We start from the raw sequence: 15,208 nt of genomic DNA, 5'->3' as shown, positions 1-15,208 counted from the left end.
GCCGTTGCGTTTCGCTCATCCGCTTGCGCATCCTTGGGCTTGAGCCACACGGCGGAACCGCTGCTGTTGCGAGGAACTCACGATGACCCGAATAACGATCGCTACAAAACTGCGCCTCGTGTCAGCGATTGCACCGCTGGTACTGTTAATCGCGACACCCATTCTCGCCGGCGCCTTTTATTTGTTCGGGCTCATGCCCGCATTGCTCCAGGAAAATCAGTACGCAGTACTGCGCGCGGCCGACGGCCTCGAGTCGGCCCTCTACAAGATGGATTGGGGCAGGACCCAGCCCGACGGCCTGGAAATCATCAAAGGGCAGGAGCGTCGCTTCGTTGGATTCGTGGACTCGGCCCGCTCCCACGCCAGTACGCGCGACCAGCTCGACAAGATCGAGCAGATCGCGCAAACCGCGAATCCAATTTTTGACCAGTTGCGCCAAGCCAGCCCCGGCGACGACAGCGTCGAGCCCAAACTGCGCAACCTCCAGGGCCTGATCGCGGACTTGAACGCGGCCAACGACGGCGCGATGGCGGAGGTGGTCGCGCGTGCCGAGTCGCGCTCGCATATCTTCATCACGATCACACTGGTAGCGGGGCTGCTGGTGCCGTGGGCGGTGTTCTTCCTCGTGTATCGGCAGGCTGGGCAGGTTGGCCGCGCGTTGCGCGCGATTCGAAGTTGCGTCGAAAAACTGCCGGAAAGGGCCGGCCAGTCTGTTGAGTTGAAGGAGATTGACGAAAAGCTGACGGAGCTGGGATTTCCGAAACCAAATCCGATGTTCGCCGAGTGACCGAGGGCTCCCCTATCGTCGAAGTCCGTTGAACTTTCAGCGCACCTCGGCGACCCTCACACACACGTGAGCCGGAAGCGTACTGGAGGACTAAGGGCTCCGTGCCGAGCGAGGTCAGCTCGGTTTTGGAAAAGCCGGTCCGAGGCATTGCCACATCGTGCGACGCGTTCCATCGAAACGCGTGACTTTGCCGGTCAGCCACTGACCGTTGGGCGCGATGTGAAGGTCCACAGTTACCGGGCGCCGCGAGTTCGGATTGTCAATAATCTCGACGTGGTTGCCGTCGATTGTGCCCTCACCCTGAGACATCAGCTCGCCGGTCGCCTGGTCATAATTAGTTATCTGGAACTTGCCGCTGGTCTGACTGATCAAGTGGCAGGCCCCCATTCCTTGGTCGCGCCACGCGCCAGCGATGCTTTCCGATGGATTGTGATGGATAGTGGCAGGGGTGGTCGCGGCCTCGGGGGTTTCCAAATGCGACAAGTTCCGATCTTCCGCACCTAAATGTGAAGCTGTGGGTTCTGTGAGTGCAACCTCAACCCGCGGCGTCACACGCCGCCCGCTCATGAAGATGCGGTGAGACCGCGCGTGCGACGAGCGACGGCTTAGCAGCGGGCGCCGCCTCGACCGGCGCTAGGACCGACGCAACTGTCGGTTTGGTGACCAGCGTTGGTCCCGGTATCGGGCTCCCCGCCACCGTCTTGGGTGTATCATGGCTCGTAATCAGGCCGAACTGGCTCAGGATTCCCACGATCGCTGCAACCACCGTGGCGACTGCGGCGACGCCGCTCAGAATTCCAGACGCCCCGCCACCTACACCCTTGAGGTTGCCGTGGGCAATGGATTCTTCATTTGACAGAAATCCATGAACGCTCAACCGATGAGCCCCGGCTGGCGCCGGTGTCGCGAACCGTCTACGAGAAGGCCGGCATGATTTCCTTAGCGAACAGCTCTGCCATGTCTGGCATGATGAAATTGAGGAAAAAGTAAGTCATTCCGAAATTCTCTATCCGCCAGGTTAGTTCGCGCTTAACCTCATCGGTAGTGCCAACCAGAACCTGCGGCGAATTACGCGCGACCGCCACATCTTTGACGCCAAATGACTGCGCGGTTGCATTGACCATCGCGTCGGCGGTGCTCTTGTCCTTTGCAGTCAGTACGATGCTCATCGCGGACAATTCCACAGCGTCCGTGCGGCCCGCGCTCTTGGCAAAGCCGCGCACCATTTCGAGACGACGCTTCACTTCGGTCTTGTCAAACTTGAGCGCGCTCGGGATGTCGACGAATCCTTCCAATACCGGAGGATTAAGATTGAGGATGTCGGCTTCCTCGGCGGCGATCTGCAGAATTCGTTTGCCACCCCCGCCAATCAGGATCGGTGGATGTGGCTTCTGAACGGGGCGCGGGAAGCAGTAGGCCTTCTCGATGGAGAAGTACCGCCCATGAAAGGCGGGTTCGTCTTCCGACCACATCGTTTTCAGCACCTTGAGACCCTCGCGCATCTGCTCGATACGCTCGGCATTCGAGGGGTAGGGAAAGTTGTAGGCGGCGTACTCTTCCTTGAACCAGCCGGCGCCGACGCCGGCGATAAGTCGCCCGCCCGAGATGTTGTCCAGCGTCGCCATCATTTTCGCAAGCAGAGACGGGTTGCGATACGACATCGCGGTGACGAGCGGCACGATCTTGACTCTGCTGGTCGAAGCCGCGATTGCCGAGAGCGTCGTGTAGCATTCGAGGTGGGGCTGAGTCGGGTTCGCCATGGGTCCACGCATGAAGAAGTGATCGTCGAATGAGACTGAGTAAAAACCGAGCTCTTCCGCACGCTTTGCGAAGTTGCACAAGTTGGCGAAATCCCCATTCGGCAATCCGACGTTGAACTTGATTGGTCGCATCCTTCAGAACTCCTTCACCGCGCAGTGGGTGGATCGCGTTCAAACATCGGCAAGCTACCACCGCGCACCGCGCGAGTGGAGCCGAAAATTAACGAATACGGGGCCTGACCTTGTGGTCGGGCCCGCTTCACACGGGTTTGCCGGCAACTCTGCGCGCGGTGGGCTTCGGGCGCGAAACGCGCGCCGGGGTTTTCTTGGCAGCGGCGGGGACGATGATGTCCGAGCTCTGCCATAAGTACCACACCGCCGCCGAGCGATAGGGACGCCAGCTCTCGGCGATCTTCGCCAGATGTTTGGGTTTGGGCGGCTTGCGCATCTTGTAGGCGCGCATGACCGCATTGCGAAATCCCAAATCGCCCACGGGCAGGATATCGGGACGTCCAAGATTGAACATCAGGAACATCTCCGCCGTCCACCTGCCGATTCCATTGACCCGCGTCAGATCGGCGATAATCGCTTCATCGTCCATGTTTGCGAAGAGATGGAAGTTGAGCAGCTCGTCCTCGACGTGGCGGGCGAGATCCTTCAGGTAGAGAGCTTTCTTCGCGGATAGACCGGCCTTGCGAAGAGTCTCATCCGGGGTCGCAAGAATCTGCGCGGGGGTCGGAAACGGCCTGCCCGGGTACAAGGCGACCACGCGATTGTGAATTGCTTGCGCTGCGGCGCCGGCGAGTTGCTGGAAAATGATGGCTCGCGCCAGGGCGGCAAATCGTTCCGGACGGTTCGCTATGCGGCACGGACCAACTTCGGCAATAATCGTGGCCAGAACCGGATCTGCAGCCGAAAGGTGCTTTCGTGCGGCGCGCGCATATGGTGCGATAGACCTGGTCGCCATGGAAATGCGCCGCCGACTGTGTCACGGCTGCGCGAATGGTTCAATCGCCCCAATGGCCGAGCAGGCAGCCGCAAAAGACCAGCGCGTCGAGATGCGCGCCGAGAGTCTGCATCAGGGAATGCGACTCGGCCCGATTTTCTACATCCTGGAGTCGCAGCAGATCAGTGCGTTTGCGGCCGCCTTGCACACCGCCAATCCGCTGTACCAGGGCGACTCCCCCGTCGCGCCTCCTACCATGCGGCTAAACGACTATGCGCTGCTAATCGCGCAGCACTTCAAGGGTGGAAAGGGAGGAGTGCACGCACGGCATCGATGTGAATCCTTCGAACCGGTTCATGCCGGACAAGCGGTGCGGGTTGATGGAACCGTGACTGCCACCGAACGCAAGCGCGGAAAGTTCTACTTCACGCTGGAGTACGAAACCCGCGATGCGACCGACAACCGGCTCCTGATGCGCCAGGCAATTACCTCGGTGCTGATCAATCCGGAGGGTGAGTTGGCATGAACGCGGTGAAGGAGCTGGCCGTGGGTAGTCACTTCGCTGGGGTTCCGTACCTGCTCGACGACGCCGCTGCCCAGGCTTACGAGCGTGGACTCAAGCACCCGCCGCGGCGGGGTCCGCGCACCAATATCCACACTGATCGTGTTGCAGCAACTAGGGCCGGCTTCGCTGCGCCGATTGCGGCGGGGGAACACACGATCGCTGTCGCGATGCAGCTCGTCGTCGATACCTTCGGTGAGCGGTTTTTTCAGGGCGGAGCATTTGAAGTCGCGATGATCAAACCCGTTTTCTTTGGGGATACCATCGCCGCGCACGCGCGGATTGTCCGGGCCGAGCAGGATCGTCTCGAACTCGACCTGTGGGTAGAAAATCAGCACGGCGCTCAAGTCCTCACCGGGACCGCGCGAGTGCGGGCGGCCGAACCATGAGCGCGGCGGGAGCTTCGCCACAGGCGGGGCCGGTGCCCGCCAAGAAGCGGGCACCGCTCTGGCGGCGGATGATTCCTTATGCGGGGACACTCTTTATCTTCGCCCTGATTTTCTGGCGAATTCCGCTCGGCAAGGTCGGCGATGCGCTCCGTGATGTGCCGCTTACCAGGTTTGTCGCGATCTTTTTGCCCTACTCGCTGTATTTTTTTGTCATCGATTCATTTTGCCTGACTTGGGTCGTGCGCCGCTTCAATGCGCCGCTGAGCTGGGGAGAGATCCTGCCGATTCGCGCCAGCATGTACCTGCTGGCAATGATCAATACCAACCTCGGGCAGGGCGGTGTCGCCTACTATTTGCATCGCAAAGCCAAGATCGGATTTCTCGGTGCGCTAAGTTCGATCCTGTTCATCGCACTGCTCGAGGTCTACCAGCTCTTCTTGTTTTCCACGGTCGGAGTGTTGTTCTACGTACCCACCGAACCCACCCAGGCACGCATCATCGGGGTGCTGAGAATCGTTTACCTCGGCGCCTGGCTGGTGCTGTTTGGCGTCATCGTATTCTTCGCCCTGGCGCGTAGGAACGCACGGATTCGCAAGTGGGTCGAGACCGGAAGGGCGGGCCCCGTCCTGGCGACGTTTCTTGCCGCCAAACCGCTCGACTACCTGATCGTGCTTGCGATCAAGGCGCCCAGTTTCCTGGGCTCGGTGGTGGCGCAATTCTTCGCGCTTGCGCTTTACGGAATAACGATTCCGTTCTTCAAGCTGATGCTCTTTCTGCCGCTGGTATTTCTTGCGGCCGCACTGCCGATCGCAGTTGCTCATCTGGGGACCAGTCAGGCTGCGTGGCTGCTGTTCTTCTCCGGTAACGCGACCGCGGCGCGAATTCTCGCCTACAGCCTCGCCGCGCACTTCACCTTCATGTTCTGCAACGGCCTGATCGGCCTGTGCTTTCTGCCGCGCGCGACGCGAGAACTCACGGCGATAGAAGAACCTGCCTGAGCATTATCAGTTGCCGGCGAGCGGTGTTGCCCAATAAATGCAGCGGTTCACTCACGCCTTCATTCTTTGCCGCACCAGCTCCTCGAACGCCGCGCTGTCGAGCCCCAGATAATATTGAGCGTCTTCCCCAATAGGGTAGCGAGCTTTCGGTTCATCCGATTCCGCAACCTCCGCGGCGAGACTGGCGATATCGTGGGCATCACCCAGCGGAAAGATGGGAAACGGGTGCAGGGGGCGGCGGGCCAGCGTTCAGTACAGCGGATCGCTGGTCACTTCGCCCGAGCCGGACGTAATGCGTTTGGGAAAGTGCATATTTAAACCGGCGCGGGTTCGGAAGTTGCCGGGCTCGATGAGCACGCAGCGGATCCCAAACGGCCTCAGCTCGTAGCGCAAGCCATTGCTGATAGCTTCCAGAGCGAACTTGCTGGCCGAATAGACCGAGGAGAAAGGGAAGGTGCGCAGTCCGGAGATCGAACTCATCATGATGATCGTGCCTGACCGTCGCGCGCGCATGACAGGCAGTACTGCACGGGTGGTACGCACGGCACCGAAGAAATTCGTTTCGAAGACGTAACGGATTTCCTCGTCGGTGTAATCCTCGACCACTCCGACGCTCCCCACTCCGGCGTTGTTGACGAGAACGTCGATGGCGCCTGCCCGCTTGACCACCTGTCGTACGGCGCTGGTTCACGGAACCTTGATCGGTAACATCGAGCTGGAGAATTTCGAGCGTAAGGTGCGCTTTCCCGGCATCCGCGTGGATGAAGCGAGCGCTCTCCAGGTTGCGCATCGTGGCAAAGACCCGGTGTCCGCGGCGGGCCATCTCCAGCGCGGTGTATTTTCCGATTCCCGAGCTGCACCCCGTAATCAAAGCCACCGCCATCTAACCGCGCCTCCGTTCTGGTTGCGCTCGACGTTAGTGCTTCGAAACCCAGACCCGCTCAAAGCGCGTTGGGCGCATGGGATTAAGCGTATAGTCGTGGACCCACGGCTGGGTGATCACGTAGACCACCGGGTAGTAGAGGAATGCCCACGGCGCATCGGCGACTACGATTTTCTCCGCCTGATTGTAAAGCTGGTAACGATCCTTGAAGTCGGTCTGGTCGGAGGCACGATCGATCAACTCCTGGAATTGCGGATTGTAATAGAAGGCGTCGTTGTTGGCGCGCCACTGGTCGCGCCCGAGCAGTACGCCCAGGAAATTCTGCGGATCCGGAAAATCGGCCTCCCATCCGGACAGGAAGGCTTGCACCGTGTGGGGATCGCGAATCGCTTCGAGAAACGGCCCCCACGCGACCGGTTTGATTTCCACGTGCAGCCCGACCAGGGCCAGGTCCTGCTGAATCGACTGACCCAGCATCAACATGGTCGTGTCGGCGCGCATCCACAATTCGAAAGTGAAGCCGGCCGTGAGGTGTGCTTCTTCCAGCAGCGCCCGCGCACGCTTCGGATCGTAGGAGTAGCCTTTCAGGCGCGCGTCGAACCCGGGCAGGTTGGGGGGCAGCACCCCGGTCGCCGCTACGCCACGGCCGTTGAGCAGCGCCACGAGCTTGTCGCGATCGATTCCGTAGTTGATGGCCTGACGCACCCGCACGTCGGTGAACGGCCACATTTGGCAGTTCATCCCGAGATAGCGCGTCGTCACCGTGGTTTTCTTCTGGGTCAAGGCACGCAGCCGCGGGGTCTTCATGACGTAGGGAAACTCCGCGGGTGGAATCTCGATGACCGCATCGAGGTCGCCGGCTTCGTAGCGTAGCCACTGCAGCTCGGGCGTGACCCCGAGCGAATCGACGATCGCATCGAGCCGGGGCTGCCCCTTCTGGAAGTAGTACGGGTTGCGCACCAGCACGAGCCGCTCCTCGCCCAGCCATTGCTGGAGCATGAAGGCGCCGCTGCCCACCACGTGATGCGAGAAATCGTCGCCCCACTTTTGTGCGACTTCGCGCGGAATCGCGGACGCGAATGGCATGGTCAGTTTGTGAACGAAAATTGGATCCGGAGAATCGAGATGGAACACGATCGTAAACGGGTCCGGCGTCTCGATGCCGCGGACGTGTGCCGCGCGATGCGCCGCGAAATCCGCGCTACCGACGATGCCACGGTAGTATTCCATGCCCCTCGAATTGGTCGCCGGATCGAGCACCCGTTCGATTCCGTAACGAAAGTCGTCACTCGTCACGGCACGGCCATTGGAAAATCGCGCATCCCGGCGCAGGTGAAAGGTGAAGGTCCTGGCGTCGGACGACGACTCCCAGGTGGTTGCGAGATCCGGCTCAAGGTCGACGTTGTCGTCGCCGTAGCGAACCAGGGTATCGAAGATTGCCTGTTCGAAGGTCCACGACTCGGTGTCGTAGCCCGCGGCCGGATCGAGCGTGGGTACATCGTCGGCATCGGCGATACGCAACACCGCGGCGCCGTGCGGCAGACTGAGTTCGCCACCGCCCTTGCCGCATCCGAAAAGGAAGAGGGCGGCGGGCACGACCGCAAGGGCGAATAGCGCCCGCTTATGCCAAGTACGGATCATTGGGTACGGGTCCGCAATACCCCGTAGCCGAGCAGGTTGAATGCTAGCACGGCATAGAAAATAGCCAGACCGGGAAAGGTGGCCAGCCACGGCGCGGTGCGGAAATAAATCGTTGCCTCTTCTATCATGCGCCCCCAGGTGGGCGTGGGCGGCGGCACGCCGAGCCCCAGGAAGCTCAGCGCCGCATCCAGCAGCAGTGTATTGGAGGTACCGAGGGCCGCCATGACCACTACCACCGGCAAGACGTTCGGCAGCACGTGGCGCGCGATGAGCCGCCCGGGATCCGCGCCGAGCGCACGCGCCGCGAGCACGAAATCGCGCCTAGACATCGAAAGCGTCTCCGCCCGCACCACGCGCGCGACCTGGGTCCACGATACCAGGCCGATAACCAGCAGGATCGAGAGCAGGCTTGGGCGGAGCACCGCCACGAACGCCATCGCTAGCAGCAAGGCGGGGAGGGTCAGCATCACGTCGGTAAAGCGCATCAAGGTGAAATCGACTGCGCCTCCGAAAAATCCTGAGAGCAGACCGATAAGGACACCAATTGCAATCGTGACTGCCATCGCCGCGACCCCCACGGTGAGCGAAATTCGCGCGCCATAGATGATTCGCGAGAGGACGTCGCGGCCGAGCTCATCGGTGCCCATCGGAAAGGCGAGCGACGGCGCCCCAGGGTCGCCGTAGGTCGCGGCGACCGCGCGCGTTGGATCGTGGGGCGCCAGCAGCGGCGCAAAAATCGCTACCACGACCAGGCCGAGAACCATCGCGCCGCCGATGATCTCGAGCTTGCCAAATCCGCGCGCGCTCATCCCGCCTCAGACAGCCGGATGCGTGGATCGAGCCAAGCGTAGAGCACGTCCACGCCCAGGTTGGCGACCACGATCAGAAAAGCCGAAAACAGAACTGTTCCCATGATCAGCGGAATATCCAGGTTGAAAATCGCTTCGTAGGCGAGCCTGCCGATTCCCGGCCAGTTGAAGACCGTTTCCGTGAGCACCACGCCCGACAGCAACCCGGCGAGATCAAGCCCGGCGAGGGTAACCAGCGGCAGCAGCGCGTTAGCCATCGCATGCTGCATCATCGCCCGTGCGCCGGAGAGACCCTTGCCCCGCGCGGTGCGGACGTACTCCTGATCCATGGCCTCGGAAAGATTGGTGTGCAGGATGCGCGAATAGTATCCCGCCGACCCCAGTGCCAGCGTGAGCGTGGGCAGCACCAGACTCGATGCTCCCGAAAATCCGCCCAATGGAAACGAACGCAAGTACAAGCCACCCGCGATGAGCAGCATGGTTCCAAGCCAAAAAACCGGCATCGAAACCAGCGCCAACGAAAAAACCAGCAAAGCGTTGTCGGTCGCTTCACCGCGATATGCGGTGGCAATGGAGCCGAGCAAGACGCCAAGGACCAGCGACACCACCATCGCGGTGAGCGCGAGCAGCGCGGTCGCCGGAAATCGGGTTGCGATCAGATGCGCGACGCTGTCACGGCGAACGTAGGAGCGGCCGAGATCGCCGTGTAGAGCGCGGTCGAGATACCGTGCGTACTGAAGATAAACGGGTAGATCCAGGCCGAGCTCGTGGCGAATAGTCGCGAGGGTCTGCGGGTCGGCTTTCGCCCCCGCCATGGTGACCGCCGGGTCCGCCGGGATCACGAATGCGATCGCAAAGGTGATGATTGAGGTTCCGATCAGCACCATGATGCCGAACACGATTCGACGTACCAGAAAAGCGCCCATGGTTACTCCGAGACGGTGCCCCGAGCGATCAATTCGCGGCGCAGTCGTGCTTGGGCGCGATCGCGATGGCGCCGAGCGGCTGGGTCTGCCGGCTCTTCCTGCAGATACCTGGCTTCTGCGCCAAGAATCTCCTGCACGACGCGATTCATCTCCTCCAACACGGGCGACTTTGGCGGAGCGGGATTCTTCTGCTGTTCTCGTTGCAGAGCACGCCAGTGAGCCAGGTACGCTGCGAGCGATGAGTAGCCGGTCATCTCGCGGTACCGCCCAAAGGCGAAGTTGCGAAACCGATGAGGTAGCCCACGGTGGCGGCGGCCAGCGCGATGAGCAGGAACCGCAGCCCCGAACGCCAGCGCATTCTGCGCGCCAGCCATCCTTCGAAGTACCCCACGCCGAACAGCACGACCGCGGTCGCCGCGAGCGCGGCAACAAGGGCGGGTCGCGTCGACGAAACAAAAATATACGGAAGCAGCACGATCAGGGCGCCGACCGCGAACGTGACTCCCATTACCAACCCGTCGACCGCGGCATTGGCCAGCATGCTTCTGCTCAGTCCAAAGATCTTCTGTTCGGCGGTGGATATCAGCGTTTGCGGCGAGCTGCTTAGCAGCCGCACCACCCGATAGCCCGCATCGCGCGAAAGCCCTTCTTTTTCGAGCTGATCGAGGAGCGCCTCCTGCGCCAGGTAGGGCTTCCGCTCGATGTCGGTCCGCGCGCGTGCCAACTCACTCTGCAGCACTTCGCTTTCCGCGTTGGTCCCGAGATAAGCTCCTGCGCCCATCGACAGTGCCCCGGCAGCTGTCGAAGCAAGCGCGGCCAGCACTAGCTCCGAGTGGTTCGCAACCGCGCCGCTCAATCCCGCCAGTACCCCGCCGGTCGTGAGGACGCCATCCTGCATTCCGAATACGATTTCGCGAACGCTTGAAAGGCGTTCAAAGAGTTGCCGTTTTTCTGCTGGATAGGGAAGCGCCAAGAGCTGTCAGTACTTTCGGTCGCCGGGCACGAAGGCATCGCCGGGTTCCCAGTCCGCCGGGCATGGGCGGCCAATACGATAGGCGCGCACGATACGCAGCGTTTCATCCACGCTGCGGCCGACACTGATAGGACTGGCCTCAGCAAAGATCACGGCGCGCTTCTTATCGAGCAGAAAGGTAGCGCGCATCGCGACCTGCTCATGCTCATCGAACACCCCACAAGCCTTGGCGAATTCTCCTCCCTGGTTGGCCAGCAGGGGGTAGGTAACTCCACCAAGTTCCGCGGCCCAGCGGCGGTGGCTCTCTACATCATCGACACTCACACCCAAAACGGAAGTCTTCTCTCCGGCAAAAAGGCTCAACGCCTTGCCGAGCCCGGTCACCTCGGTGGGACAAATGAAGGAGAAGTCACGCGGGTAAAAGAACAACACCACCGGCTCGGAACGGATTCCCGCCAGCGTGACGCGGCCACTGCGGCCGTCGAGAAGGGCCGGCAAATCAAAAGGCGGAATGGGGTCTCCGGGCTTAAGCATCGGAAAAGTTAAGCGGGGCTTGAGCCGTCATTCAATCTCATAGGTGAGGTACACCGTGGAGGAAACCGTGATGTCACCCGCTTCGACCGGGGTCCTGAAGGTCGCCATCGCCGATGCCGCCGGCGCAAAGGTTCTTACCAGCGGGACCGGACGCGGCGCGCCTTCGGTCGATGCGGTGATAATGCGCCCGAGTTTCACGTTCAGCGACGTGGCCAGCGCCTGAGCCTGCTGCTGCGCGTCGCGAGATGCATTCGCGAGCGCGTCGGCACGGGGCTTGGTGTCATTCTTCAGAGAAAAGTTGAGTGAGTTGACCCGGTTGGCGCCCGCGCCGATCGCCGCGTCGATAAGTTCACCAAGCAGATCCATGGCGGGCGTCTCGACCGCGATAGAATTTTGCGCGCTGTAGCCCACGATGGTTGCCGTTTCCGGGCGTCCTTGATGCTGCTCGTAGTCGGGCGAAAGCGAGAATCCACTGGTGGACACTTTGCCTTTGTCGCCCAGCTTTGCTTTGAGCGCGTCGGTGATTTTCTGCGCGAGCGCAGCGTTGCGCGATGCCGCCTCCGTCGCGCTCTTGGCGTGGGTTTCGATCGCGAAACTCAAGTCGGCCGTATCGGGGCGTGCCGACACCTCGCCATTTCCCGACACCACGATCGTGCGGGGTTGTTGAGCCACCGCAATCCCCGTTCCGATGGAAACCGTCGCGAGAACGCAGGTCAGCCAGACCAGCACCAGCCCAGTTCGCATAGTAGTTCTCCGCAGCGTACCCATGGTGATTGCTTCATGTCGATAATAGCCGGAGACTTGGACGCCTGACGACCTCGAGAGGATCGGACCCGTCCGATGCCCGACAAGGATGAACGCAAAGTAACACCCCGCAGCCAGGATTTCGCCGCCTGGTACAACGACATCGTCTTGCGTGCCGAATTGGCGGATTACTCGCCGGTGCGCGGATGTATCGTGTTTCGGCCGGACGGGTTCGCAATCTGGGAGTCGCTGCGCGACGAACTGGACCGCCGCATCAAGCAGACCGGCGCACGCAACGCTTACTTTCCACTGTTCATTCCGGAGAGCTTTCTGCGCAAGGAGGCACAGCACGTCGAGGGTTTCGCTCCGGAAGTGGCGGTGGTTACACGCGGCGGCGGCCAGGAACTCGAAGATCCACTCATCGTGCGACCCACCTCGGAGACCATCATCAACCACATGTTCGCGCAATGGATTCACTCGTACCGCGATCTGCCTTTGATGGTGAACCAGTGGTGCAACGTGGTGCGATGGGAGATGCGCACGCGGATGTTTCTGCGCACCACGGAGTTCCTGTGGCAGGAGGGACATACCGCCCACGCCAGCAGCGAGGAGGCGCAGCGCGAGACGCTCACCATTCTCGAGGTATATAGATCGTTCGTCGAGAATTTTCTGGCGATACCGCTGGTAGTCGGACGCAAGAGCGCGGCCGAGCGGTTTCCAGGTGCGGACGAGACCTACGCCATCGAGGGTTTGATGGGCGATGGTCGGGCGCTGCAGTGCGGTACCTCGCACTTTCTCGGGCAGAACTTCGCCAAAGCCTTCGAAATCAAATACCTCGACGAGCAGAACCAGCTTCAGTACGCATGGCAGACCAGCTGGGGAGTATCCACGCGCCTGCTCGGCGCAATCATCATGGTGCATGGAGACGACCAGGGCCTTCGCCTCCCGCCCACGGTGGCAGCCACCCAAGTCGTAATCGTGCCGATCGCGCGAAAGCCGGAAGACGCCGCCGCGGTGCTCGCCGCGGCGAAGACGATTCTCGAATCGCTGGAAAGGGCTGGGATTCGGGTCCGGATCGATAACCGTGACGGAGTCTCCCCGGGCTTTAAGTTCAATGATTGGGAGATGCGCGGGGTTCCTCTCAGAATCGAAATCGGCCCGCGCGACGTTGCTGCAGGACAGGTCGTATTTGCCCGGCGCGATCTCAAGGGGCCCGCTGCCAAATCGAATGCCCTAATTGCTGAAGCGGCGCCACGAGCCAGCGCTTTGCTCGGCGAGATTAAAGAGAGCCTCTACCAGCAAGCCTTGGCCGCGATGCAGCGGGAAACTCGAGAATTCCAGACCTACGCGGAGCTGAAGAAGCAGATGGAGGGCGAGGGCGGTGGTGGCTTCGCCAGCATCTTCTGGTGCGGTAATCCCGATTGCGAAACCCGGATTCGGGACGAAACCCGCGCCACTTGCCGCGCCATTCCGTTCAACCAGAACCACCCGGCAGGCACCTGCATTGTATGCGGAGAACCCGCGTCGGAGCGCGCATTCTTCGCTAAGGCATACTAAAGGTGCCGAGTGACTACACCGGCGCAGATCGTCGCTGAACTCACCGACGGAAACGGCTACGCGATCCTGCCCAATCTGATTTCGCCGAGCGAAGCGGCCCAGGCGCGTGAGATTTTGCTGGGGTGCTCCGACACGCCATTGGTCAAGGGGCTGCGCGCCCGCAATCTCGGGACGGGCCAGCGTACGGTCGGCAGTTTGCTGCACCGGGGCGAGATCTTTGAGCGCCTCGTGCAACATCCCGCCCTTATGGAGATTGGCGAAGCACTGCTCGGTGACGATATGACGCTCAGTTCCTATGCTGCCCGAATTCTCGAACCGGGAGCACGACAGATGGGCGCGCATATCGATTACCCCTATTGGGCGATGCGGGGTCCCTTCGCGGTCCGACCCGCACTAATGCTTCAGGTCATCTGGATGATGCAGGACTTTACTGAAGAGAATGGCGCGACCCTCGTCGTTCCGGGAAGCCAGCGGCGGGGCATGCCACCGGACGCTGCCGCATTTTCCAAAGAATCCATCGTAGTCACCGGATCGAGCGGAAGCGCCATCGTGTCACACGGGTTGTTGTGGCATGACACCTCCCGCAACCGCAGCGAGAAACCCAGGGTGTCGATGCTCATCAATTATGGCTTGAAGGTCATACGGCCCATGGAACTGGACATCGCAACCGTCCCTGACGAGGTAATGGAGCGAGCGACTCCCAAGCTTAAACAACTGTTGGGTTTAGATTTCGCTGAGTCTCTACGACGTGACTTGTCGCGTCGATACGGGAACTAGTGGCATCGCACTGGGTGGACTAAAAACCGACCAACTTGGCCGGCTTTTCCGAACAAAAGACAAGCTCTCGAATCGACTGCAAAACTCGCTTTGCTCTTGCCTTGTCGTCTACAGTTACAATTGTTGCCTTTATTAGTTTTTTTTTGGGCGGGTTGCGGAAAATTTCGCGCGCACTAGTGGACGCAAAACAATTTTCTTGTTAATCCCTCCTGTGGCCAGAGCTGCCTGGGCGGCCGGTCCAAATTAAGGAGGAACTATGAAGGTTTCGAGTGGGAAGGTAGTTGTTGTCCTTGCGTTGGCTCTGGCGCTTAGCGCTTTTGCCGCGCCACAAGCGCGCGCTCAAGGGAGTACGACGGTGCGCGCCGGGTATCTGACTTGCCATGTGTCGTCGGGATGGGGGTTAATCTTCGGTTCGTCGCGCTCGCTGAATTGCTCATATGCGCTGCAGCCCGGCTATACCGAATTCTACACCGGTTCCATCACCAAGTTCGGTGCCGACATCGGCTATCTGTCGTCGGCAGTCATGATCTGGGCGGTGTTGGCACCCACGACCAACCTCGGTCAGGGCGCGCTGGCCGGTACCTATGCCGGAGCTACAGCCAGTGCGGCAGTGGGGGTAGGGGCGGGCGCCAACGTGCTGATAGGTGGCTTCAAGCACTCCATCGCATTGCAGCCGGTTTCGATTGAAGGACAGAACGGGCTAAATGTCGCCGCCGGCGTTGCGTCATTGTCGCTCAAGTTCAACTCGAACAAACCCGCCAAGAGCACGCCGGAATAAATTCAGCGAACTGTTTCTTGACTGATGAGAGCCGCGCGGGCATGACACCCGCGCGGCTCATTTTGCGCTAGTCGAAGCTCGAGAAAGACTGCGCGCGCCCAAATTGCTTGCAGTCACGACCAGGCCCTCGGCGCTCCGTAGCGG

General features: G+C 60.9%; 18 protein-coding genes and 1 pseudogene. 7 read left to right on the top strand and 12 right to left on the bottom strand.

Going from position 1 to position 15,208, the window contains the following annotated elements; translation table 11 throughout:
• The first annotated feature begins 82 nt into the window (after positions 1–82).
• Complete coding sequence (locus tag VGI36_16685) at positions 83–787, top strand: hypothetical protein (GenBank protein HEY2486784.1); 705 nt, start codon at positions 83–85, stop codon at positions 785–787.
• Positions 788–901: 114 nt separating this feature from the next.
• Here VGI36_16685 and VGI36_16680 read toward each other — a convergent pair whose 3' ends face one another.
• The 4 genes from VGI36_16680 to VGI36_16665 all read right to left on the bottom strand — a co-directional run bounded on the left by VGI36_16680 (position 902) and on the right by VGI36_16665 (position 3,514).
• On the bottom strand, positions 902–1,270 hold the full coding sequence (locus tag VGI36_16680; GenBank protein HEY2486783.1) for a hypothetical protein: 369 nt from the start codon (positions 1,268–1,270) through the stop codon (positions 902–904).
• Positions 1,271–1,322: 52 nt separating this feature from the next.
• On the bottom strand, positions 1,323–1,664 hold the full coding sequence (locus tag VGI36_16675) for a hypothetical protein (GenBank protein HEY2486782.1): 342 nt from the start codon (positions 1,662–1,664) through the stop codon (positions 1,323–1,325).
• Positions 1,665–1,701: 37 nt separating this feature from the next.
• Positions 1,702–2,679 carry a TIGR03619 family F420-dependent LLM class oxidoreductase gene (locus VGI36_16670; GenBank protein ID HEY2486781.1) on the bottom strand — a complete coding sequence of 326 codons (978 nt, stop codon included), beginning with the start codon at positions 2,677–2,679 and terminating at the stop codon, positions 1,702–1,704.
• A 127-nt stretch (positions 2,680–2,806) separates the two neighbouring features.
• Positions 2,807–3,514 carry a DNA-3-methyladenine glycosylase gene (locus tag VGI36_16665; protein ID HEY2486780.1) on the bottom strand — a complete coding sequence of 236 codons (708 nt, stop codon included), beginning with the start codon at positions 3,512–3,514 and terminating at the stop codon, positions 2,807–2,809.
• 52 nt (positions 3,515–3,566) lie between these two features.
• On the opposite strand from VGI36_16665, the gene VGI36_16660 reads away from it, so the two are divergent.
• Genes VGI36_16660 through VGI36_16650 form a run of 3 tightly spaced genes read left to right on the top strand, consistent with a single transcriptional unit; the run spans position 3,567 to position 5,442 of the window.
• Positions 3,567–4,019, top strand: a complete 453-nt coding sequence (locus VGI36_16660; protein ID HEY2486779.1) for a hypothetical protein — start codon at positions 3,567–3,569, stop codon at positions 4,017–4,019.
• Positions 4,016–4,444: a MaoC/PaaZ C-terminal domain-containing protein gene (locus VGI36_16655; GenBank protein ID HEY2486778.1), complete on the top strand. Its 429-nt coding sequence runs from the start codon at positions 4,016–4,018 to the stop codon at positions 4,442–4,444. Before VGI36_16660 ends, VGI36_16655 begins: the two co-directional genes overlap by 4 nt.
• Complete coding sequence (locus VGI36_16650) at positions 4,441–5,442, top strand: lysylphosphatidylglycerol synthase domain-containing protein (GenBank protein HEY2486777.1); 1,002 nt, start codon at positions 4,441–4,443, stop codon at positions 5,440–5,442. The genes VGI36_16655 and VGI36_16650 overlap by 4 nt, the downstream gene beginning before the upstream one ends.
• A gap of 249 nt (positions 5,443–5,691) precedes the next feature.
• Here VGI36_16650 and VGI36_16645 read toward each other — a convergent pair.
• From VGI36_16645 to VGI36_16610, 8 genes and pseudogenes are all read right to left on the bottom strand, one after another.
• Positions 5,692–6,114 (bottom strand): annotated as a pseudogene (locus VGI36_16645) (SDR family NAD(P)-dependent oxidoreductase).
• A gap of 244 nt (positions 6,115–6,358) precedes the next feature.
• Complete coding sequence (locus VGI36_16640) at positions 6,359–7,966, bottom strand: ABC transporter substrate-binding protein (protein ID HEY2486776.1); 1,608 nt, start codon at positions 7,964–7,966, stop codon at positions 6,359–6,361.
• The gene (locus VGI36_16635; GenBank protein ID HEY2486775.1) at positions 7,963–8,775 is read right to left on the bottom strand and encodes an ABC transporter permease; all 813 of its coding nucleotides are present in this window, start codon (positions 8,773–8,775) and stop codon (positions 7,963–7,965) included. Before VGI36_16635 ends, VGI36_16640 begins: the two co-directional genes overlap by 4 nt.
• Complete coding sequence (locus tag VGI36_16630; GenBank protein ID HEY2486774.1) at positions 8,772–9,701, bottom strand: ABC transporter permease; 930 nt, start codon at positions 9,699–9,701, stop codon at positions 8,772–8,774. The genes VGI36_16635 and VGI36_16630 overlap by 4 nt, the downstream gene beginning before the upstream one ends.
• 2 nt (positions 9,702–9,703) lie before the next feature.
• Positions 9,704–9,955: a hypothetical protein gene (locus VGI36_16625; GenBank protein ID HEY2486773.1), complete on the bottom strand. Its 252-nt coding sequence runs from the start codon at positions 9,953–9,955 to the stop codon at positions 9,704–9,706.
• Positions 9,952–10,674 carry a VIT1/CCC1 transporter family protein gene (locus VGI36_16620; protein HEY2486772.1) on the bottom strand — a complete coding sequence of 241 codons (723 nt, stop codon included), beginning with the start codon at positions 10,672–10,674 and terminating at the stop codon, positions 9,952–9,954. The genes VGI36_16625 and VGI36_16620 overlap by 4 nt, the downstream gene beginning before the upstream one ends.
• A gap of 6 nt (positions 10,675–10,680) precedes the next feature.
• A complete protein-coding gene (locus VGI36_16615; protein HEY2486771.1) occupies positions 10,681–11,208 on the bottom strand; it encodes a redoxin domain-containing protein in 528 nt (175 codons plus the stop codon).
• Positions 11,209–11,235: 27 nt separating this feature from the next.
• Entirely contained in the window at positions 11,236–11,952 is a 717-nt protein-coding gene (locus VGI36_16610) for an SIMPL domain-containing protein (protein ID HEY2486770.1), read from the bottom strand.
• A 96-nt stretch (positions 11,953–12,048) separates the two neighbouring features.
• Between VGI36_16610 and proS the strand changes: the two genes are divergently transcribed.
• The 3 genes from proS to VGI36_16595 all read left to right on the top strand — a co-directional run bounded on the left by proS (position 12,049) and on the right by VGI36_16595 (position 15,064).
• Entirely contained in the window at positions 12,049–13,509 is a 1,461-nt protein-coding gene (proS, locus tag VGI36_16605) for a proline--tRNA ligase (protein ID HEY2486769.1), read from the top strand.
• Between the two features lie 9 nt (positions 13,510–13,518).
• Entirely contained in the window at positions 13,519–14,286 is a 768-nt protein-coding gene (locus VGI36_16600) for a phytanoyl-CoA dioxygenase family protein (protein ID HEY2486768.1), read from the top strand.
• A 256-nt stretch (positions 14,287–14,542) separates the two neighbouring features.
• Complete coding sequence (locus VGI36_16595) at positions 14,543–15,064, top strand: DUF992 domain-containing protein (GenBank protein ID HEY2486767.1); 522 nt, start codon at positions 14,543–14,545, stop codon at positions 15,062–15,064.
• Positions 15,065–15,208 lie beyond the last annotated feature (144 nt).

The sequence above is a fragment of the Candidatus Binataceae bacterium genome, from assembly GCA_036495685.1.
Classification (GTDB): domain Bacteria; phylum Desulfobacterota; class Binatia; order Binatales; family Binataceae; genus JAFAHS01.
Note: the sequence above shows the minus strand (reverse complement) of the source record. Positions and strands in the feature narration are given on the sequence as shown.